We start from the raw sequence: 19,657 nt of genomic DNA, 5'->3' as shown, positions 1-19,657 counted from the left end.
CAGTCTGATTTGGATTATAGCGAGATGACAAGTGTTTCGTCATCATAACTCTCATCATAACTCTCATCATAATCATCCGGTGGCTGAAGATATTGTTCCAATTGGAAAGATTCGTAGGCGAGTAAAAGATCGTATTCTTTTTTTGATATTGTGATTGAATCGAGAGAGCCATAATCAAATAAACGAATCTTGTTTTCACCCTTAAAATGTGAAGGAAATATAACTTGGAATTTTACAATCAAATCAAGAGCAATTGTTTCAGTTTCGTTCATCTGATTTTTTATAGATACAATGGCAATATATCGAATTGCATCTACTACACTCTGGACAACCTGTGCTTTCTTTTGATGAGCTGCATATTTTCCAATCTCCTTCAGTTCATCCAATGTCCATAGTGCTTCCTTACTGTGATCGTGGCGGATAGAATATGCACCAAGGAACTGTAATGTTTGGATAGATGAATTAACTAAAGTAGTTTTATCTTGTTTTAAAGATTCGAGTACGATTGCACTTATTCGTTTAAAGATAAAATCATCCTTGAAGAACAGGTTCTTTTCTATTGCAGACCTTCCAAGAGCATTGAGCATTTCACCCACTTTCCGCGCTGAAGTGTTCAGATCTTGCCTGACCGAGGCCTTACCGATATTACTTATTGATTCAACGAACGAAAATAATGTGCAACTCCATTTTATCGTAACCTCATCGTCTTGGGATAATCCTTCAATTCCTTCAATTGAGTCGGATGTTTCTTTCAATATTGTCAGTGAACGATCGACAACAGAAACCAGGCCAGATTCACACGCTTTGAATGCAATTTCTTCTATCGCACGGCAAGATCTATTGAGAATAAGTGTATTCTGCTCTTTGAAAGCCCATTCATTTATTGTATCCAAACGATTGATTATCTCAAATGCATATTTATCTTCCTTATTTTCAATGAGAAGAAAGCCACAACGTTTTATGTCATCAAAGAACCGGAACAAAACGTAATCATCCTGCCAATTCGCCGGACCGCTGGTGACAAGTTCTTTAAATCGCTCTTCAGCACAGATCAGACCCGTGCTCATGGTAGTAAAATCATTAATTTTAATTGCACCGTAGATGACGTCGAAGACTGATTGGAATGGGTCAACCTGCGGGCTGATAGAGTTTACATTGACTAAATCCGCAAGCCTTTTGATCGTTTTCTCTGGGTTCAAGAATTCCAGCGTGCTCAAGACATAAGGAATAAACATAAATATGAGAATAATTCCCAGCGAAAGAAGAAAGAACGTCCCGGTTGTAGTGGATACAGGAAAATTCGGGCTGCCAATGAACAGGAGAAAGATCGAACCGATTGTGATTGAAAGGGCATAACTAGAGAGAAAAACCCACAGTGATGCATTTTTTTTGAATATTTCAATAACTCTCGGGGAATACTTTGAGGCAGTCATTTCAACTGCAAGAAGCGTGAGGGAGATTACGATGGCAAGGATAGTTGCCTGAATCTGGTTTGAAGCGCTAATAAAATATCGGGCATTTTCATCGGTGATGCTTAATTCTGGAAATAATGTTGTAATCACTGTTGCCAAGAAATATGTTCCTACAAAAAGGGCACCGATAATAGAAATCGCGTGCCCATATGGGTGGGTATGGGTCCAATCACTGCATTTTTTATGCAATCTTTCCAGCATTTTTCCTCGCCTTCTGTTTTTCCTCGACGAGCAATATGCACTGGTCCGCCTCCCGCATCTCTCCAGTATTTTCCCTCGCCTTCTGTTTTTCCTCCAATTTGAAGTGAAGGTCGTTTAAACGCTCCGTCGTCCCTGAACAGTTCGGGACCGAGTCGGTACCCCGGTCTTTCCCCCACTTGATGTTTGGTTTCCACCGTAGGATCCCGGCCTCCATGAACGGGCGAATGTTCATCCGCACGCCGTCGTTCAGGTCTGGTTCCCAGCCCATCGCCTGTTCGTGGAGTGGCTTCCACCGTACGTAGATATCAAACGGTGGCTCGCCTTCGAGGATCTTTTCCAGTTTTCCTTTGAGATTCTCTGCAGCGGCAAGCCTCCGTTCTGAACCAGGTTTCTCCTGTCGGATTTCATCCTTCTGTTGGGCGATCCAGTTCCCAAGGTATGTGTAGATCAGTTTCTGGAGAGCGTTCCGGTCGAGTCTGTGGTAATTGAGCAGGACAGAGAAACCATCCTTCGTGCCGTCCCAGACCTGCCAGATGAACGGTCGGTGGTGGAAGAGTTTGCAGTGCGATGCAAAGAACTCGTCGCGGAGGAATCCCTCAAGCCCACTGTTCTTCGTGTATCCGGCCTGTTTTAGGATTTCCTCCTCCTTTCTTGGCGACCAATCACCCCCATATGCGGCGGCGAGAATGCTCCGAAGACGTTCCGTTGCCGGGCGTTCTCCCCATACTGGTGGGATGCAGACGATGCCGTCCGATTTCGCAAATAAAAGGAGCTTTTCGCTTTCGGCAATCCATTTTTTTGCCATCGATGATAACTCCACTGTCGGATCGATTTCCGCCGGCCAGCGGTACCCAAGGAGACCGACAATAGAGACGTGTAGTGGGGTAGCAGAAGGTTTTGGATGGCCGTGAAAAAGCCATTGGGTGGGATCGTCAGAATATGGTTTTGGTAGTCCATTTGGGTATTGTTCAGAAGCAACCTTTATCCAATGATCAAGGTTAAAGGGGACTTTACCAAGTGTGGCATTGGTTACCTTCAAACTTTGATCAATTTGACGAACCGCAGCATGGTATTCTTTACTCTGACAAAATGTCCAAATGGGGAGAAGGTTTCTTATATCCTTTGGCAATAATATTGCAACATTAGAATCAAATGTTGCCCCTGTATATAGAGCGACAGGGAGGGGTTCCATCGCACTAACTGCAACTCCCCATTTTCCCCAGCATTTATTTCCTCTTTGATCACTATTATGCAACTTTTCCCGCCGGATTCTTGCATCTTCCCGTAAATGTCCCTCTTTTATATCAAAAAATAAAATCATATATTGCCCGCCAAAGGGGATGTTTTTCTCCACAGTAGTCTGTTGGAAAACCCAAAGATCGTCTAGTTTGGGAATTTCCCAGAATCTTCTCTGAAAACGAGGGGAGTCCCCATTCAATACCCCTACATAACAATCCGAATATTCTTCGAGTAGGGGTCCCGCAGAAACAGTGGTGAGAACGATTCGTGAATCGGGGTTTTTAGATTGTTCAATTTGATTTACTATTTGAAAGTTTTGATTTGATAATCCATTTGATTTTTCATGGGTTTCCTTGATTTCAGATACGTCCATTGTTAAAATCGACGAATTATACTCTGGATCCATATTTGAGGACACAATTAAAATTGCTTTTACAATATGTCCTGAAATTTCTTCAAATGCATTTGGTCCCAATCTACAGATTATCTTTACACACTGGCTTTGTAATAATTCATTGCGCATTTTATGATAACTAGTCAGAAATAACCAATTTTGTGGAGAAACTAATCCGAATAAACCTCTAGCACAACAGAATAATTTTGATCGCCCAATAAAAACAGTAGACAAATCATATTTTGAGGATGGAAAGTCTCTTTCAATTACTGGCCTCAGACTGTCTGCTTGCCTTCGGTTACTCAAAAATGGCGGGTTCGTCACCACGATATGATAGTCCTTCCGGCGCAGGTATTGCACCGCTTTCAGGATCCCACTCGCCGTCTCGCCGAACGCCTCGGCCACCGGGTCACTGATCGCCTTCTCCTTTGCAAGTGCCGTCTCCAATTTATTCATCAGTACATCTGCTGGAACTAAGGTGCCGGTTTCCTCGATCTGGATCAGACTACCGAGGCTGTCGGCGTTCTTAAACAGGTCATAGTACTTCTCGAGTTCATCTTCGAGCAACCCGTCTCCAGCGGCAAGTTTGAGCCACTCGGCCTTCTCCGCACGGATGGGGAGACCGACACAGGCCAAGTTCGGGAGCGGAAGGTACTGATTGGTGGGGAAGCCAGCCTTCCATGCTTCCATTGCGATGGCAAAGGCGGCGATCTGGATGCAGCGGGGATCGAGCTCGAGCCCGTGTAAGTTATCCCGCACAATCCCCCTGATTGCCTCGTTGCGGGACTCACCCTCTTCCTGCCGAATCGCAAGCAGCATGTGGAAGGCTTCGACGAGGAAGTGCCCGCTGCCGCACGCCGGATCAAGAAGCCAGAGTTCCTTTGCCTTCTTCGGGAACGTGGAGAAATTATGCTGGACCTCGTCCTTGTAGTAGATCCACTCAGACCGTAAGGGGCTCTCTGGATGGCAGTCGAGCCACCAGGCGCCGAGCGTGTTCTGGAGCAGGAACTGCACCATATATGGCTCGGTGAAGAGTTGCGTGACTGCGCAGATGTCTGCTCCTTCGATTTTTCGTTCCGACTTTTTGACTTTCTCCTTCTCCTCTGTCTGCCAGAACTGGTAAGTCCAACCGAGTGCATCCTGTGTTTGGAATGTTTCCGTCGGTATGCCCTCCAGGATCTCCTGAAGGGCCGCTTGATCCTCCGGGGCGTACTTCAGGAGGAGAAGCGGATCATCCTGCTGAAAGATTCCCGGTAGCATTCCCGCTGCATACTCGGTCACGACCTCCCACTGGTCGATACCACGGTTGCGTGCGATCTCGGCGCATTCGTCAAGTGTGACCGGTACTTGATAAAGTGGGTGAATCAACAGATCGTTCTCAGCCAAGAAACGGGCAAAGAGCATCCGGTGCCACTGTTCATACGCGACCGCCCGGACGAGATCCTGCCATGACCCAAAGCCTCGGCACCGGACACGGAGCCTCCGGCGCAGTTCGTTTTGCTCAGGAGTGAGGTAAGTTGGCTTCTTTCCCTGATCCACGGAGAGTGCCCGCAGGGCACGATCTGCGCCAGCAGTCGCTGCTCGTCGGGCAGCCTGCACTGCCTTATCCAACTGGTTCCGCGCTGATTTCTCCAGCACTGTCATTTTAGCATCACTGGGTTGCCCTTACCTATTTCGCTCATCGCTCGTTCTTTCAGATCGGCCAGATAGGAGTCAAGTTCCTCCTCGGTTCTGACAATAGCCCCAGAGGAGAGTAGAACCTCCACTGTCTTCGGCTCCAGCATTTTCGCCATCTCTGCTCGAATATCAGGCAGAGACTGCTCTATTAATCGTGCGGTCTGTGAGAAGGATATGAGTGGGGTCTTTTTGATTTGAGTGATGATCTCATCATCGTTTTTCAGGGACAGAGGAGATTGGATGATAAGGTTGTACCTGATCTGAAGATCCACCTGCTGGGATTCTGAGAGTTGCTGCCAGAGTTTGTCTTTTTTCAACTCAGTGAGTGCCGACTCCTGCGCAGACCGAACTTGCTTTGCTCCTTTGGTCAGGGCTTCGCGCAACCCGTTTCGAACTTTCATCAGAAGTGGAGGTACCGGATCCGGATCTGAGAGTAAACTCCGCTGCTCGAAGATCGCGTTGTACTGCTCTAGAACCTCATTGAGGATGTCCAGTCCTTCTGCATAATCGATTAATACTGTCAATTGTCGCCATGCCGGAATTCGTTCCACAATCTGTTGAGATTTTTGTTTCAAATTCTTGACATCGCTCTTGATGGCGGACTGATTTGCCACAATCTCTTTGACAAGTTGGTTGCCGGAGAGTGATCGCAGATCTGCCAGGTATCCAGGCGTCTGCAGTTCCGGCCTGGGCGCTTCACCCCCTGACTTCTCGGCGAGTCTGCTGACCACATCAAGCACACTGGATGCGGATTCGACCCATGCAATGCCTTCGGTTGGAATTGAGAGGTCCGTACAGAGAGCCCGCAGTAAGAGTTTATCATCCACTGAGAGAACTACTGTTTCAGTGTGGAACTCCATCTTCCCGAGATTCTTCCGATCCATTTCTTTCGCTGTGATCTGCTTCCTTTGCAGGGTGCCACTCAGATGTTCAGAGGCACAGAGGGCAATGAGCGCTCCATCGACCGCGTCCTTCGGCCACCCAAACGGAGGACCTTCAAGCACTTTTCGCATCTCGTTGCCGGTCTTTGGACCAGAATGTAATTGATGCAGGATTTCCTTGCAGACAGGGTGCTCTTCGGTCGCCTTTGAGAATCCGATCGCCTCTAGTGGAGATTTCACATCCGCCTTGACCCGAGTGATCACTCGATCCCAGCCAACAGCATCCGCTTCGTTGAACCTGGGGAACATGCGGAGCATCGAGTTCAGCGCCGCGTCGTGAACTGCTTTGGGGAGGTCTGGACAGTCGACGGGGATCCCACCCCCGGGATACATCTTCGTATTCTTAAGTATAGAACCAATATACCTCTCAATCTTCGTTTGATGACTCTTGCACTTCGCCTCGATATTGGTTCTGGCCTGATGCCCTTCAGACGTCGTTGGTGTCGGTCGACTCTGAATAATCTCAGTTGCGGCAAGCATCCCAGCAATCTCATTCTTAATCTCGTTGTGATGCATCCGGGGTAGATAGATCATGACAAGGGGACTCTCGTTCCCTTCCTCCTGGGCCTCGAGCCTTACCTGAGACTCCTGGGCCTCCCACCCGTGCCGTATCCAGAGCGGGGCGTCGGTTCCGATTGCCGGTTTCGTCGGCCCAAAGATTGTAAGGTCGATCTTGCGAGGGGTCTTGCTCTTCCCCTGGACTAGACTGAGCCCACGCAATTCCTTTTCAATAGCGTGGCCAAGCAACTCGTCCCGCTTGAACATGATCTTCGAATCGTCTGCTTTGTAATGCGCGATTTTAGTCCGATAATCTGAATCCCACGCCTTTCCTTCCTTGGTCTGGATGTGATAGACCCGATCCCCTACATCACTGATCACACAGCGATCATTGAGATCTTCAAGGAGTTTGGGAACCTTCTTTCTGAGCGGATCACTCCCTGCGACGAGATCTGTGACAAGAAGATCTGATAATGTTTGTTCGTTTGCACGGACACCAAAGGAATCGTCAATATGCTGAATGAGAAAGATCAGCGCACAGATACGTGACCTGAGTTCACCATCTGAGGTCCCATCATTCTCCTTCCCGATCATCTCGTTGATCTCTGCAGCGAGCAGTCCGTTCCGTATCAAATAGGTATTCAACTGGTTGAAAATGAAGTCAGCCGGGATGACGGTCCCAATAGGCTTGGATGCAGCGTTCTGGGCACCATCGTATGCCAGGCGCAACTGTGTCCGCAGTTGCGTACTCATCCCCCCCGTATCGACGGCGTGCAGGATCCGGTCCCACAACCGTTTCCGGGTAGGAAGAAGTGGATAGTCGAGGATGAGAGCCTTATTGTCTTCCATCTGGTGGGCGAGTTTGGTTCCACCAAGATGCCTTGAGATCTCCCCGTTCACCTGATCAAAGACCTCCTGCAGCGGCTTCTTCATTGACTCCTTCTTGCGTAGCACCGTCTGACGAAGTACTACATCGACATCCTTCGACTCTAACTGGACGCGAACCGAAAATCGTCCTTGGAGCCTCTGGAGCAGGACATTCGCTTGAAGGGCCTCCTGTCCTGTAGCTACGATGAGCAGCTTCCCCTCGAAACATTTACAACAGTCTTCAATGATCTCTTGAAATGCGAGCAATTGCTTATTGCTCTCTCCGATCATCAGATATTGTTGCACTTCGTCAAGCACCAGGAGGACGAGTGGAATTTGTCCCTCGATAGAACCCTTCAGAAGGAAGATATCTTTCATCAGACCGATCAGTTCGGGATTTGTCATCTGACGGTTTGTGATGAACTGATTGCTAAGAAATTCGGTCGCCTGTGTGGTGGAGTCAGCGAATTTCGGTTTCAGTTCGAGAAGGGCGTGGGCGAAATATTCTGAGACAAAAGGCCGCCCCATATCCTTCTCTTTTCCGAGTTCTCGCAGTTTTTCATACAATTCGTCATAAATGCCTTCCTGCACGAGCCAGAGATGTACGCGTGCGATATCGGGGTTGTCTGGCAGTCCTGCGGAGCGGAGAACGACCTGGAGTACCGCAAGACGGGGATCGTCCGAATCACCATTGGAGAGCGTACCCGCTGCTGACCAGATGCCTCCCGCCCGGCGGGCTTCTGTCGTCAACTCCTTCAACGCTTCAACAATGTCGGGCTGAAGATTGCAGATCCCGCGGGCGGTAGCTCCGTCAGCAAAGTTAAGATCCGACCAAAGAAACTCAAGGACGCGAACGAGATGTGATTTCCCGGATCCAAAGAACCCGCTCACCCATGCCGCGGGTTGTGAAGGATGATCGAGATTCTGGAGATATGATCTGAGGATCCTTCTGAGTCCATCATGATAGGATCCTTCACAGACAAAGTGTTCAAGTTCGTAGCGTGCGACAACCCATTGCTTATCTTCTCTGTTCTCTGGGAGTGGACCAACCTTCGCAACACCGTCGTTGGGTAAGGTGTAGGTCTTCGGGTCATCGTCGAATACTTCTCGGTTTAAAATTGAAGAGTAATTTGGCATCATCAATCTGTTCCCCCTGCTTCAATCGGGGTGGCAAGATAGTTCCATCCATCCCGCGCCTTCAATAATCGATAATTTCTTCCATCCCGTTCTCCTGGGAAAAAAACAAGAAGGCGACCTGGAATCGGGATGTTGTTCACAATCTCCTCCACGACTTTGCTGATCCGTATGATACCATACAGCGATCCAATGCCCGTAATCGCAATAACAGACGAAAATGTACTCCTCTTAGCATGTTTCTCGACGTATTCAGAGAGGAACTCGAGGAAATTTATCTCTTCAAATTTTATGAGTTTAGGATTTTGGTAGTATTTTTCACGATATTCATTTGATGCAAGAAACTGATCAAAGAGGATTGTAAGATCAATTAGAACCCAATTGTGTCCTGCTTCCCGTGTGTCAATAGCAAATAATTCCATCTGCTTTTGAAGCCGGCGTTCCAGTGGAGGGTCATAGATGCAGAACCAGACCTTTTCTTGTGGTGATAGTGAGTCATTCCATGGGAGCGATACTTGTCTCTTGTATGCCGCACGCAGGTCGTCGATTTTACTCACTGGTGGTCACCCCGGCGAAGATCTCTGGGGAAAAGGTGATTTCCATCATCCCACCACTCTCACGGTATTTTATCCATCCCTTCTTGGAAGCCAGATGAACCGAATCCTTAAGTTCACGTTCGGTTGCATCGAGTGCGTGAACCCAGAGGGAATCGAAAAGTGTCCGTCCCTGTAATCCGCTTAAATGCCCGATGTAAAGTGCAAACACAGTTGAAACAGCGTTAGGTGAGGCCTTCGTTCGTTTTTTATTCACACTGCCATGAAGATGCCCAGACTGGGTCCACGACGAGAGCAGTTCCCGTGTCATCACTCTGATCACTACCGGGCTGTACCCATTTTGAAATGCCTCTTCGAGTAATGAGGACAGCGTCTTTTTTTCCGCGATTGCCCCCGGGGGCAGTTCGAGGATGTAAGATGCGGAAACCCGAAGAGATGCGTCACGACATAAGGCACAGAGAAGTGCTAGAACCGGACGCTCATCCTCTTCGCTCAGGCTCCAAGCCCAGCGAAATGCCCGAAAAAGAGAGATCCGAGGATCGAGCCCGTATGTTTTCTTCAGGAGAGAAAAAGACTTTTTTCTTCCATAGGTGCTAGATTTTTGGAGTAGATTGTCCTCTTGCACTCTGTGTTTGAGTTCATCAAATGAAGTCTCCGTGTCGGTTGCATTCAATAGTATTGATATTTCTTTGAACATTATAGTTCGAGCAGTGTGAGCTCCGACTGTGTTTAAAAAACCAGCATCCTCAGGATATTGTTGATCGCTAAAATGATGTTGCACATCTATTTGATGTCCCGTTTGATTTATAAAAATTTTATGAATTGCATTTAATGAATCAAGGGTTATTTCAGAACCATTTATGTAAAAAATCAATTTGATAATGGATCTATAACTCTATGATTGTAATAACAGTTCATAGATCCTTGGGTTTTATTCTGGGAGATCCCTTATCCTAGTAGACCATCTCTCCAAGTTGAAGGAATTGATCCTGGTGTCATGGACAAGGTGAAGTGATCCGTGTCAAGATATTCCTAGATTTCTTCTAGGCATGTGGGGGGGTAAGGCCATGCAAAAAGCCCGGCCGCGTGACCGGGCACCTCGCTCCCCCCTCACTTTTTCCGATACACATTCAACCCAATCTTAATCTCCTCATGCTCCGGCACCGAGACATTCCCCTCAGTCGAGGCGATCGTGATCGACTTGCCCGACTTCGACTCCCCGAAATCCTTCGCGAGGTCGACCGTGATCACCAGCCTATCCCCCTCCAGTCTCATATCGACGTTTTTCATCGTCAGCAACTCCGATACAACCGTTCATCGACTCTCCCGATGAACCTGCCGAAACCGCATCGGAGACCCCCTCCCGCACCACAATCTCCCGCGTCCGCCCCTGCCCCTTCTTGCGCCGCCGCGTCCTCACCAACCGCAACCCCTCCAGCCGCTGCACCCGCTCATGAAACATCGTATAACTCATCGGCTCGACCGCCGTGACCGCCTCGTACACCCGGCCCGAGGTCGTTTCCTCCCTTCGGTCCGCCATCCCGGCGAGCACCGCGAGCACCGACTGTTCCGTCGGGGTGAGCGTCTGCACTGTGCTGGCAAGACGGGTGCGCATCACGACGGCGAAGACCGTCTCCACGTCCCCGACCGTCACCGTCTTCTGGCCTGCTCGCTCGGCGTGGTGCACCGCTCCTTTCATCAGGTCCATCCCGATCCTGAGGTCGGCGGTCCCAACCGTCCGCTCCGCCACATCATCGAGCACCGCCGGCGGCACCACCCCGGGATACACTCCGGCCCGCACCCGGTCGGCCAGGATGCTCCGCACCTCGTCGGCGGAGTAGGGCGGGAACGAGATGGTGCTCGCCTGGAGACTTGACCAGGTGGACGGGTCGAGGATATGATGAAGAGGGAGGTCCATCGAGGAGTCGGTCATCACCACGCCGGTCCGCGCCCCTGGATAGAACTCATGGAGACGGAGGATGCGGATGAGCACGTCGTTCAAGACCCGTTTCTGAACAAGGTGGTTGGCATCGTCGAGGCAGACGACGAGCACCGCCCCCCGCCTGGCAAGGTTGTCCCCGATCTCGGAGAGAATCCGGGAACTGGAGGGCCCGTGTGAAGGCGGCGAGTGGTTGAAAAGCGTGAGGTAGATCTGGCTGAGCACGGCGTAGGTCGTCCGCTTCCCCAGACAGGAGACGAGGATCGGCACGACCTGCGGGGTCGTCTCCTCGACCTCGGCGAAGAGTCGGCGGACGGCGGTGGTCTTGCCGGTGCCCGGCGGACCCTGGAGGAGGGTGTTGAGCGGGCGGGCGCCGTAGAGGGTCGGCCTGAGGGCGAAGGCGAGGTCTTTGAGTTGGGCGTCGCGGTAGTTGAAGACCTCGGGGAGGTGGTGGGTCTCGAAGAGGGAGGGGTCGCGGAAGAGTGCCTGGTCGGCCATGAGATACCGGGGTGTCATGCGGGAGGGGTGGACGCCCGGATATATAGGGGCGGGCCGGGCACGGGGTGAAAGTGAAAGGGGGCGGTCACCCCCACCCCATCACCTTTACCACCACCGCGACGATCCCGCCGACCACGCCGCCGGCACCGACGGCGGCCCGCCGTTCCCTGACCTCCTCACCGGCCCGCTCGCTCTGCCAGTTCTCGAGCGCCCGGAGCCGCGTCTCCATCTCGGCGTCGCGATTCTCCACCCGCTCCAGTGTCCGGCAGATCCACTTCACGTCCCGGTTCGTTTCAACGATCATCTCCCGCAGGTCCCGCTCGGCGGCCATTTGCATCACCTAAACTCTTTATATGATGTTTTGCGATAAAGTCAGATTAATATTGCTTATAGGAATACTATTCTGTAGCCTGTGAACATTCCCGGGAGTTTCCAGGCAGGAGAGAGCACATGGCAGACTTTGTCCTGTCCACCACGAACAAGACGTCGGTGCGGAAACTCACCGCGCCGATCGTCGATGCTGCCACGTTCAACGGCATCATCGAGGACATCCTGACGAACAACCCGTGGGGGTGCACCCCGTGGGAGGGGTCGGGCGTCTCCCACCCTGCCGTCGAGAAGGCCGCCGAGGCCTACACGGCCCGCATCGTCTACGAGGACGAGTTCGGCGACGTCCTGGGCAACGCCTCCGCCCGGGCGCCGGACCTTGCGGGGTTCAACGCCGCGAAGACCGAACTTCTTGGCAACGCCGCCCTCGAGACCGCGGTCGGGGGGACGGCCGTCGCCGACTCGGGCCGCGAGTCGTACGCGTGCCGCCTGCGGTGCCACGACGCCAATGGCGAGGTCTACTTCGTCGCCTTCACCCGCACCTCGGTGCGGATCTCGTCCTATGAGGACGACGCGATCAGCGACGCGATCGAGACCTGGGCCGACGGGGTCGCCGCCCTGGCCTGAGGGGAGACCACCGGGAGGGGGGGATCACCCCTCCTCCCTTATCTGCCCGTTCTGGGCGTGTTTTTCGATTTTGAGCCTGCTGATCTGGGCGGAATGGGCCGCGTTTGGGAAACTGCTATTTTGAGCGTATTTTGGCGATTTGAGCGCGGAAACCGCGGGTGTATCGGGGCCAGAATGGGGGGTAGAGGTGGTGCCGGACTCGCAGGAGGGGCGGTGCGACTGTGGGCGAGGAAAGGGCGGGAGAGATGGGCAGAAATCGGCGCGTTTTTGGGGTGTTTTTGGGGGAAACGGGTAGGAAAGGGGTTGGTAGGGTTCGGTCCGGACCGGCTCACCCACCCCCGATCAAAACCGAAACACCCATTATGGGGGTGACCAAGAGAGGACATCGAACGCGGTTGATGAAATAAAAAAGTCCAAGACCTGATACCATGTCCCCCCGATCGTTTTACGAGGAGTTCAAAAAAGAATTGATGACCAGCGGCGTCCCGTTTGAGGTCGCGATCGTATTCCCCCTGGTGATAATGGTTCTTTTTGGCATTGTGGTCTTAAATAATTTTGAGATCCTTCCCAACGAGACCATTATCCAGCATTTTATCATAAACACTGCCTCGCCCACTGCCCCGAGTTTCCTCCTCGCCCACTACGTGCCCAGCGACTGCGACAACTGGGGTTTTGAGAGCACACTTGTGGCACTCACCGCTGCTATGTGCGGGATCATCCTGCTCTGGTATGGCGCTCTGCCGGCGCTCGGGTGGAACCCACCGTCCACTCTGCTGCGAAACTCCCTTTTGTGTATCTTCCTTCTTCTCCCGATCCCGTTCTCCGGCTTTCTGCTTGCCATCGCACGCGTGGCAGACATTCACTATATCTATGGGTTCAGCGGGATCGAAGCGGCGGCTGAAGGCCTGCTGGTGTTTCTGATCCTGGCCGCACTTGTCCAGGCCTCCCGGGCGCGGGTCGAGGAGGGGAAAGAAGGGAAGGGTCTTCTGGTGGTCGGGGTGGTTGTCTTCCTTGTCGGTCTTCTGTATCAGTACGTCTCCTGGGAGTTTGGGAAACCCCCGGGTTTCACGGTGCCCGGTTACCTTGCCGGGGTGACCATCCCGTTCCTGCTCTTGCGGGTGAGCGAGGCGGGCGATGGCCGGCGGAAGAAGGGGATCCTGATTCTGATGGGTGCGGTGTTTGTGGTGCTGTCGGTGTGCTGGGTTCTGGTGTGAGGCGGTGCTTTGCTCGAGGACGCAGCGTTTCGACAACAAAAAAAGAAAAATGAAGTTCGGTGAAGGTTGGGAGGTGCAGACCACCATGATGAGGTTGCGATGAGCCTCTTCTGAACCCGCCCCGAGTACACCGGCGACGTGGCGGTACGGCGTCGGCGTCGGTGACAGGCGTATGGTCTTCCATCACGGGAACGGCAGACTTCTCCGCCGGTTCCAGGGTATTTCGCCACATTCGAGTGGCATAGATAATGATGACACTATATTTGGCATAAGTATAGTCCGTGCGCCGTGAAAGTGAACGCGTGCCTTCAGAGCGTTGATCGATATGACCACCGTGGGCCGCTCGCACGCTCCCGTCCCACCGTGGTCCGGTGATCCAGGATCTTGTTCCTGTCGTCTCCGACCGCCCGCGGCTTCGTCGCCCCGGCTCCTCACCGCCGGCTCCGGAGAGGGCGGGCGGTCCCCCGTGCTGCGGCACCGGTCACCGCCCGCCGCCCACCTCCGGCTGCGGCCTGAGGTGGGAAACCGTGAAGATTGGGGTGTCCCGCAAAGGGGAACCGCGTAGCGATGTTTGACGGCCGTTAGGTGTTGGAGGGTCCCGGCGGTCGGTGCGCCGCGAGCCATGCGAGCAAGCACGGGCCGCCGGCGGGGGTGGGTCGGTGGGATAGACCGTCACCGGGGCCGGAGTGCAACGGAGCGCCCCGATCACGGTGAGCGCAGCGCCAGCGTCCTGAGGGAGACATATGGACGGTCCCCTCTGAATCTATTGCTCGTCTTCGGGGAGGGGGTACACCACGGTGTCAAGGGCTTGCGCCCTCGCATAGGCTCCAAGGAACGAACCGTCTCTCCGATCTGCATTGAGGAGTCGGGTGAGACGGTCGGCATTGACGAGGACCTCGGCGTCGAAGTCCTCCACGAACCCTGGCGGGAAGTGCGGTGGGTCGGTGGGTACCGGCAATGACTCAGCGGAGAGGATCGGGCCGACCGTCCACATGTCCCCCTCAGGACTGGAGACCCGCAAGAACCATCCTGCCGCGTGCCAGCCGGGATCGGCTTCGAGGTGCACGTTCTCGATCTGGGTTTTTTTGAGGGTGGTGATCATCACCCTACCGCCGGGTTGTCTTGTTGAGGTTCCCAGAGCGCGCCAGAGGTCCCCGTACACAGTCCTCCACAAAAACCGGCGGAGTGGAATCATGCGATCGCCTCGGACGAGGGCGAGTTCCTCCTCTCCGCGTGCCGAAGGGAGGAGGCCGGGGCCAGGTCCCCGACGAGGAAGTCCGCCGCCTTCTGCGCATCCGTCGCCGCCCGGATCACGTCAGCCGCCGAACCCTCCCGGATGGAGCGCAGCCACCCGGCGACATAGGCCGCCGTGTTCTCGCGGAGCGGCGGCGTATCGATCCCGCACATCGCACACAGAAACGCGGCGCCCATCTCCGCCGTGAGTTCTTCCCTGCTATATGTCTCGCTGCCCAGGCGGACCGCTCCCGTGATCCCCTCGCGGTCCAGACGGTGGGCCGCACCGGTCCAGTGGGTGAGTTCGTGGAAGAGGACCGAGTAGTAGGCCTCGGCCGAGACGAACCGCCCGGCCGGCGGCATCAGGATCACGTCCCGCGACGGCGCATAGGCCGGGTCGCCGGGAACGATGCGGGGATCGTTGCGGCGGACGACCTCATCGCAGGATGCGATCGGCCGCACCGCCCGCCCCTCAGGCGCCGCGACGCCCTCGCACTGCTCGATGCTGAAGACCTTGTAGCACCGCACCACCGGCCGCTCCCGAAGGGCGTGCACGATCACCTCCTCGCCCTGCTCGTTCACCTCCTGGCGGGACTCCTCCATCGACCAGAAGATCACCATCCCCCCGGCCCGCTCGCCCCGGCGGACATGGCCGCCCATCCGCCGCACCTGGTTGTAGGTCCCCCACCACGGCGAACCGGCAAGAAGAATCCGGTTGATCCCGCGGTAGGGCCGGCCCGTGAAAAGGTTGGTGGGGGTCATCCCCTCCCAGGTCTGCCGCCACGGCACCGTGCCGGCTTCCAGGGCGTCGAGGACCCGGGCCCGCACCTGCTCGTAGACCGAGGTCATCATGGCACCTCGATGATCGGGGCCACCGGCCGCCGGCGGGCATGGGCGGCGCAGGCCTCCACCCCGAAGACCGCCACCATCTGTTCATAGTGCCGGCGGATCCGTTCCGCCGCGTACCGGCAGGTCGCCGCCTCCTGTTCGCAGGCCTCGGCCCGCCTCTCCAGGGCGGCGAGCCGCTCGCGGTCGGCAGGCGGGATCGCATCAAGATAGGTGAGGGGGGCCATTCTCACCACCCCCACTTCACCTGCTCGCCGTCCCGCGGGCAGTGGTAGTAGTCCGCACCCTCGACGCGGTCCCGTGACCCGAACGTCAGGACCTCCCCGCAGACCGGGCACCGCGGCACCCGGCCGGCCCGCCGCACCTGGGCGAGCGTGCGGCAGCCGGCGTTGAAGTCCACCGCCTGCATCACGCACCCCTCCGCGGCACCACGGCGTACGCCGGCCCGGTCTCGTACGGGGATGGGACCAGAACACAAGAATGATAGAGGGAGAGGGCAAACTCTCCCTGCTCTTCGTGAGCCGGGGTGGCGTTCGTGTCTGCAAACATCACGCCACCTCGAAGACCGCTGCTTTTCCGATGTCCCCGGCGACCAGCCGGAGGAACTGTGCCCGCACGACCGTATAGAGCCGGCCGGCCATGTGAAAGTTCACCGCACGACCTGAGGAACTCTCCATCACGTAGCCGTGCCGCTCGCCGGCCTCGTCGACCAGCGTCATCTCGTCGAAGGCGAACCGGCCGAGGTCGTCGATCTCAACCTGAAGGCGGCCCCGTTCAAGGGCAATCCTTCCCGCTTTTTTGAAAGGCATCGTTTTCATACCTCCTGTGGACTCCCGCCCACTATGCCATTATAGGACTTAATTGTATAAATATGTTATTATTGGTATACATTGGTATGTATGTGTAACCAATATATACCAATGCGACCTAATGAGAATCAATGCCTGAGAAGATGTATACCCTCGACGAGGTGGCCGAGTTCCTGGCCACGACACCGCGGGAATTGCGGCGGTACATCAGTGAAGGAAAACTTCCAGCCATCAAGATCGGGAAATCGTGGAAGGTCTCGGAAAGCACCATTGATAAAATTCAGTCCGGCGAACTCGTCATCTGATCGTCGTGGCGGTGGCTCTCGTACCTGTTCAGCGTCCCGACACCTCCGGACGCTGGCGCTGTGCTCACCATCGCCGGGGCACTCCGCTCTCGCTCCGGCCCCGGTGACGGTCTATCCCGCCACCCGCCCCCGCCGGCGGTCCGTGCTTGCTCGCACGGCTCGCGGCGCACCGACCGCCGGGGCCCGTCCATCATCTGGAAAAATTTTCAGCGCCCTCATGATCGCCTGCTCCGGCGCTCTCCTGGATCTATGATGGCGTGCATCGTCTGCACCCTCCTGCATCGCCATCGTCAGCGCCCCCATGATCGCCTGCTCCGGCGCTCTCACGTCCCTGGCATCTTCACATTTTCCCACCTCGGGCCGCAGCCTGAGGTGGGCGGCGGGCGGAGCACGGTGCCGCAGCACGGTGCGCAGCCCGCCCGTTCTGGAGCCTCCGGTGAGGAGCGGTGCGACGAAGCCGGGGGCAGTCGGAGATACCAGAAAAAAGATCCAGAGGGAGGGCCGCGGTGCGTCGCGAGCCGCGCGAGTGAGCACGGCGGGCCGTCACCGGCGAGAGGAGAGCGTGATGATCGTGACATGGCCGCCTTGAATGTGATCAGAAAGGGGACCACACGATCGGAACCAATATATCTGATGATCAGGAATGGAGAGTTGATCCACTTGTGGGTCAGTATCGTATAGTCGACTATTGGGAAAAGCGGGGATTTTTAAGGTTCGGAATAGGACGCGGAGCCTTAATTCTCCATGGCAGCATCCGATTTTGGGTTCAAATCCCCTCTGTCTTTCAGCCCCATGCCGAAGGCATCGGTATGGATTTTGCGTCGACGGATCTGACAACTCTTCTTATCTCGTCAAGAGCGGGTATCGGAGCGCTCCGTCACTTACCTTGCCGTTCGGTGCACGCAGTGCCCGGAGCCCGATATTGTCCCCCTTCAATCTCTCCCTGAGCCATATGGATCCTTTATGGGATCAAATTTGGTTTTTAACTGATAATGGGGGTTATTTTCTCTATAAGGATCAAAAAGACAGGTATATCCGTCTGCAACGCCCTTTTTTCCGCGAACAAAGGAGATCGGAAGATTTGAATTCGTCGATGACAGGAAACGACTGGCAAGATATCCCGGGAACAGATAGAGCACGCATCCTTCCCCTGACAAGGAAACCGGACGTCTGCTGCTCGAACGCCTATCTGATCGCGACAGAGCGCGAGATCGTCATCATCGACACCGGGGCCGACGAGGCGCAGATGGAGACGATCGTCTCGACGGTCGAGGCCCTCACCGCAGGACAACCCCGTCCGATCTGCCTCTTGTTCACCCACTGTCATCTCGATCACTGTCTCCAGGCGATCAGGCGACGATCGTGGATCGAGGAGAAGGACGTTTTTGTCTTTGCCCATATCGCGGCGGCGGAAGCACTCGAGTCGGGAGACGAATCGCAGACCGTCGCCGATATCTTCAAGTGGGAGATCGAACCCCTCCGGGTCGACGTACGCCTCCATGCAGGGGATGAACACGAGGTGGCCCTCGGAAACGGCGAGACGATCGTCCTTGAACATCAGGAGCATGCCGCCTTTCCGGTAGACCGCCTCACCTTTCCGTCGGGGAACCTGATATCGGTCTATGCCACCCCCGGCCATAGCCCGGACTCGGTCTGCATAAGGGTCGGCGACCACCTCTTCATCGGCGACCTCCTCTTCTCGGCAAACCCCGGCGTCGCAGGACTCCACCGGTGGGATCCCGGTGCCCTGCTCACCACGGTCGAGGGGGTCCGCCGGATCCTGACCGCTGGCGGTATCGCCCTCTGCTGGAACGGGCATGGAAGAGCGCTCACCGTGCCCGACACCCTCCGTGCCCTCGAGAAACTCGAGGGCGACCTCGAACGCATGAAAGCGGCCGGGAGCTTCGACGGCGTTCGGCTGCGCGAGTCGGTCGAGTACGCACAGGACATGCTCGACGAGGCAAAACGGTTGTTTCCGGTCATCGCAGGCAGGATCTATTATCTCTCCTATTATCTCGAGGTTCTCGGCGAGGTCGAGGAGGCGGAACGGTACCAGCATCTCATCGAGTCCGACACGATCGATGCATTCATCACGGATTTCGACGCGTTCACCGCAGAGTTCAGGGAGGGCAGGAAGATCGACGTCCAGTTCGTCCTCAAAGCGGTGCAGGTCGCGGCAAAGATCGAAGGAGCCTTCGGGCAGGGGCTCGGCGACCCGGCCGTGGATACCTCCCTGGTGCGGCGGGCCTCTCGCCTCCTCACCGATTGCCTCCATACGGTCTGTGCCTTCGATCCTCCCGACCCCGCGGTGCCGGTCGATCTCGTCTCTCTGATGGCGGAGTTTGTGGGGCGCCTCTCCGACCCTTCCTATCTCAACGAGGCGCTTGTCGCCGCGGCCGAGGACGAGGAGGCGTTCAGGTCCGCCCTTGTACAGAGAATCGCCCATCTCCCACTCTTCGAAGGGGTCCGCATCACCTTTCTCCGGGACGCCGACTCTCTCATGGTGCTGACCCGCCCGGAAAGGCTCTGTGACGGCCTCACCGCCGTGATCGAGAGTCTCACCGCCGCAGGAGCGGAAGAGATCGCCGTCTCTGTCCGTGGAACCGGCGAGAGCGTCTCCCTTGCCGTTCAGTCCGGTGCCCTCCATGCCGACTGGCCCTATCTCAGGGCCTGCCGGCGACGGTTCGCCCGTTGTGGCGGCCGGTGCGACCTCAGGACCATTCAGGGAATGCCGGCCCTTGTATTGGACTTCACGAGAGAACCCGTGAGTCGTTGAAAAAATTTCACAAAGAACGGCTTTGTAGAATTTGGTATGAACCCGCGGGTTCAAGCATACGGGATGGAAATTTCCCGTCACTTGCTCTCTCTCTTTTCAAGATGGG

At 55.1% G+C, this 19,657-nt stretch carries 19 protein-coding genes; 4 read left to right on the top strand and 15 right to left on the bottom strand.

Going from position 1 to position 19,657, the window contains the following annotated elements:
* Nucleotides 1–14 precede the first annotated feature (14 nt).
* The 8 genes from E2N92_RS04015 to E2N92_RS03980 all read right to left on the bottom strand — a co-directional run bounded on the left by E2N92_RS04015 (nucleotide 15) and on the right by E2N92_RS03980 (nucleotide 11,751).
* Complete coding sequence (locus E2N92_RS04015) at nucleotides 15–1,673, bottom strand: DUF2254 domain-containing protein (protein WP_220682405.1); 1,659 nt, start codon at nucleotides 1,671–1,673, stop codon at nucleotides 15–17.
* The gene (locus tag E2N92_RS04010) at nucleotides 1,654–4,950 is read right to left on the bottom strand and encodes an Eco57I restriction-modification methylase domain-containing protein (RefSeq protein ID WP_220682404.1); all 3,297 of its coding nucleotides are present in this window, start codon (nucleotides 4,948–4,950) and stop codon (nucleotides 1,654–1,656) included. The genes E2N92_RS04015 and E2N92_RS04010 overlap by 20 nt, the downstream gene beginning before the upstream one ends.
* A complete protein-coding gene (gene brxC, locus E2N92_RS04005; RefSeq protein ID WP_246589305.1) occupies nucleotides 4,947–8,429 on the bottom strand; it encodes a BREX system P-loop protein BrxC in 3,483 nt (1,160 codons plus the stop codon). Before brxC ends, E2N92_RS04010 begins: the two co-directional genes overlap by 4 nt.
* Nucleotides 8,429–8,980 (bottom strand): BREX protein BrxB domain-containing protein, encoded by a 552-nt coding sequence (locus E2N92_RS04000; RefSeq protein ID WP_220682403.1) that lies wholly within the window; start codon nucleotides 8,978–8,980, stop codon nucleotides 8,429–8,431. Before E2N92_RS04000 ends, brxC begins: the two co-directional genes overlap by 1 nt.
* Nucleotides 8,973–9,674, bottom strand: coding sequence for a hypothetical protein (locus E2N92_RS03995; RefSeq protein WP_220682402.1), 702 nt, complete (start codon nucleotides 9,672–9,674; stop codon nucleotides 8,973–8,975). The genes E2N92_RS04000 and E2N92_RS03995 overlap by 8 nt, the downstream gene beginning before the upstream one ends.
* 413 nt (nucleotides 9,675–10,087) lie before the next feature.
* Nucleotides 10,088–10,228, bottom strand: coding sequence for a hypothetical protein (locus E2N92_RS03990; RefSeq protein WP_246589304.1), 141 nt, complete (start codon nucleotides 10,226–10,228; stop codon nucleotides 10,088–10,090).
* Nucleotides 10,229–10,232: 4 nt separating this feature from the next.
* Nucleotides 10,233–11,432: an ORC1-type DNA replication protein gene (locus E2N92_RS03985; protein ID WP_220682400.1), complete on the bottom strand. Its 1,200-nt coding sequence runs from the start codon at nucleotides 11,430–11,432 to the stop codon at nucleotides 10,233–10,235.
* Between the two features lie 67 nt (nucleotides 11,433–11,499).
* The gene (locus tag E2N92_RS03980) at nucleotides 11,500–11,751 is read right to left on the bottom strand and encodes a hypothetical protein (RefSeq protein WP_343222874.1); all 252 of its coding nucleotides are present in this window, start codon (nucleotides 11,749–11,751) and stop codon (nucleotides 11,500–11,502) included.
* Nucleotides 11,752–11,864: 113 nt separating this feature from the next.
* Between E2N92_RS03980 and E2N92_RS03975 the strand changes: the two genes are divergently transcribed.
* Together E2N92_RS03975 and E2N92_RS03970 are read left to right on the top strand one after the other, a co-directional pair.
* Nucleotides 11,865–12,368: a hypothetical protein gene (locus tag E2N92_RS03975; protein WP_220682399.1), complete on the top strand. Its 504-nt coding sequence runs from the start codon at nucleotides 11,865–11,867 to the stop codon at nucleotides 12,366–12,368.
* 470 nt (nucleotides 12,369–12,838) lie between these two features.
* Entirely contained in the window at nucleotides 12,839–13,582 is a 744-nt protein-coding gene (locus E2N92_RS03970; protein ID WP_220682398.1) for a hypothetical protein, read from the top strand.
* A 763-nt stretch (nucleotides 13,583–14,345) separates the two neighbouring features.
* On the opposite strand, the gene E2N92_RS03965 is transcribed toward E2N92_RS03970, so the two are convergent.
* The 6 genes from E2N92_RS03965 to E2N92_RS03940 form a co-directional block, all read right to left on the bottom strand.
* The gene (locus tag E2N92_RS03965) at nucleotides 14,346–14,684 is read right to left on the bottom strand and encodes a hypothetical protein (protein WP_220682397.1); all 339 of its coding nucleotides are present in this window, start codon (nucleotides 14,682–14,684) and stop codon (nucleotides 14,346–14,348) included.
* Between the two features lie 89 nt (nucleotides 14,685–14,773).
* On the bottom strand, nucleotides 14,774–15,664 hold the full coding sequence (locus E2N92_RS03960) for an ArdC family protein (RefSeq protein WP_220682396.1): 891 nt from the start codon (nucleotides 15,662–15,664) through the stop codon (nucleotides 14,774–14,776).
* Nucleotides 15,664–15,897 (bottom strand): hypothetical protein, encoded by a 234-nt coding sequence (locus E2N92_RS03955; protein ID WP_220682395.1) that lies wholly within the window; start codon nucleotides 15,895–15,897, stop codon nucleotides 15,664–15,666. Before E2N92_RS03955 ends, E2N92_RS03960 begins: the two co-directional genes overlap by 1 nt.
* Nucleotides 15,891–16,070 (bottom strand): endonuclease Q family protein, encoded by a 180-nt coding sequence (locus E2N92_RS03950; protein WP_220682394.1) that lies wholly within the window; start codon nucleotides 16,068–16,070, stop codon nucleotides 15,891–15,893. The genes E2N92_RS03955 and E2N92_RS03950 overlap by 7 nt, the downstream gene beginning before the upstream one ends.
* Nucleotides 16,070–16,210, bottom strand: a complete 141-nt coding sequence (locus tag E2N92_RS03945) for a hypothetical protein (RefSeq protein ID WP_220682393.1) — start codon at nucleotides 16,208–16,210, stop codon at nucleotides 16,070–16,072. Before E2N92_RS03945 ends, E2N92_RS03950 begins: the two co-directional genes overlap by 1 nt.
* Complete coding sequence (locus tag E2N92_RS03940) at nucleotides 16,210–16,479, bottom strand: hypothetical protein (protein WP_220682392.1); 270 nt, start codon at nucleotides 16,477–16,479, stop codon at nucleotides 16,210–16,212. The genes E2N92_RS03945 and E2N92_RS03940 overlap by 1 nt, the downstream gene beginning before the upstream one ends.
* Before the next feature lie 122 nt (nucleotides 16,480–16,601).
* Here E2N92_RS03940 and E2N92_RS03935 point away from each other — a divergent pair, with 122 nt between their 5' ends.
* Nucleotides 16,602–16,775, top strand: coding sequence for a helix-turn-helix domain-containing protein (locus E2N92_RS03935; protein ID WP_220682391.1), 174 nt, complete (start codon nucleotides 16,602–16,604; stop codon nucleotides 16,773–16,775).
* A 111-nt stretch (nucleotides 16,776–16,886) separates the two neighbouring features.
* Here E2N92_RS03935 and E2N92_RS03930 read toward each other — a convergent pair whose 3' ends face one another.
* The gene (locus tag E2N92_RS03930; protein WP_220682390.1) at nucleotides 16,887–17,309 is read right to left on the bottom strand and encodes a hypothetical protein; all 423 of its coding nucleotides are present in this window, start codon (nucleotides 17,307–17,309) and stop codon (nucleotides 16,887–16,889) included.
* 559 nt (nucleotides 17,310–17,868) lie between these two features.
* Between E2N92_RS03930 and E2N92_RS03925 the strand changes: the two genes are divergently transcribed.
* Nucleotides 17,869–19,551 carry an MBL fold metallo-hydrolase gene (locus E2N92_RS03925; RefSeq protein WP_220682389.1) on the top strand — a complete coding sequence of 561 codons (1,683 nt, stop codon included), beginning with the start codon at nucleotides 17,869–17,871 and terminating at the stop codon, nucleotides 19,549–19,551.
* Nucleotides 19,552–19,657 lie beyond the last annotated feature (106 nt).

Source organism: Methanofollis formosanus (assembly GCF_019633745.1).
Classification (GTDB): Archaea; Halobacteriota; Methanomicrobia; order Methanomicrobiales; family Methanofollaceae; genus Methanofollis; species Methanofollis formosanus.
Note: the sequence above shows the minus strand (reverse complement) of the source record. Positions and strands in the feature narration are given on the sequence as shown.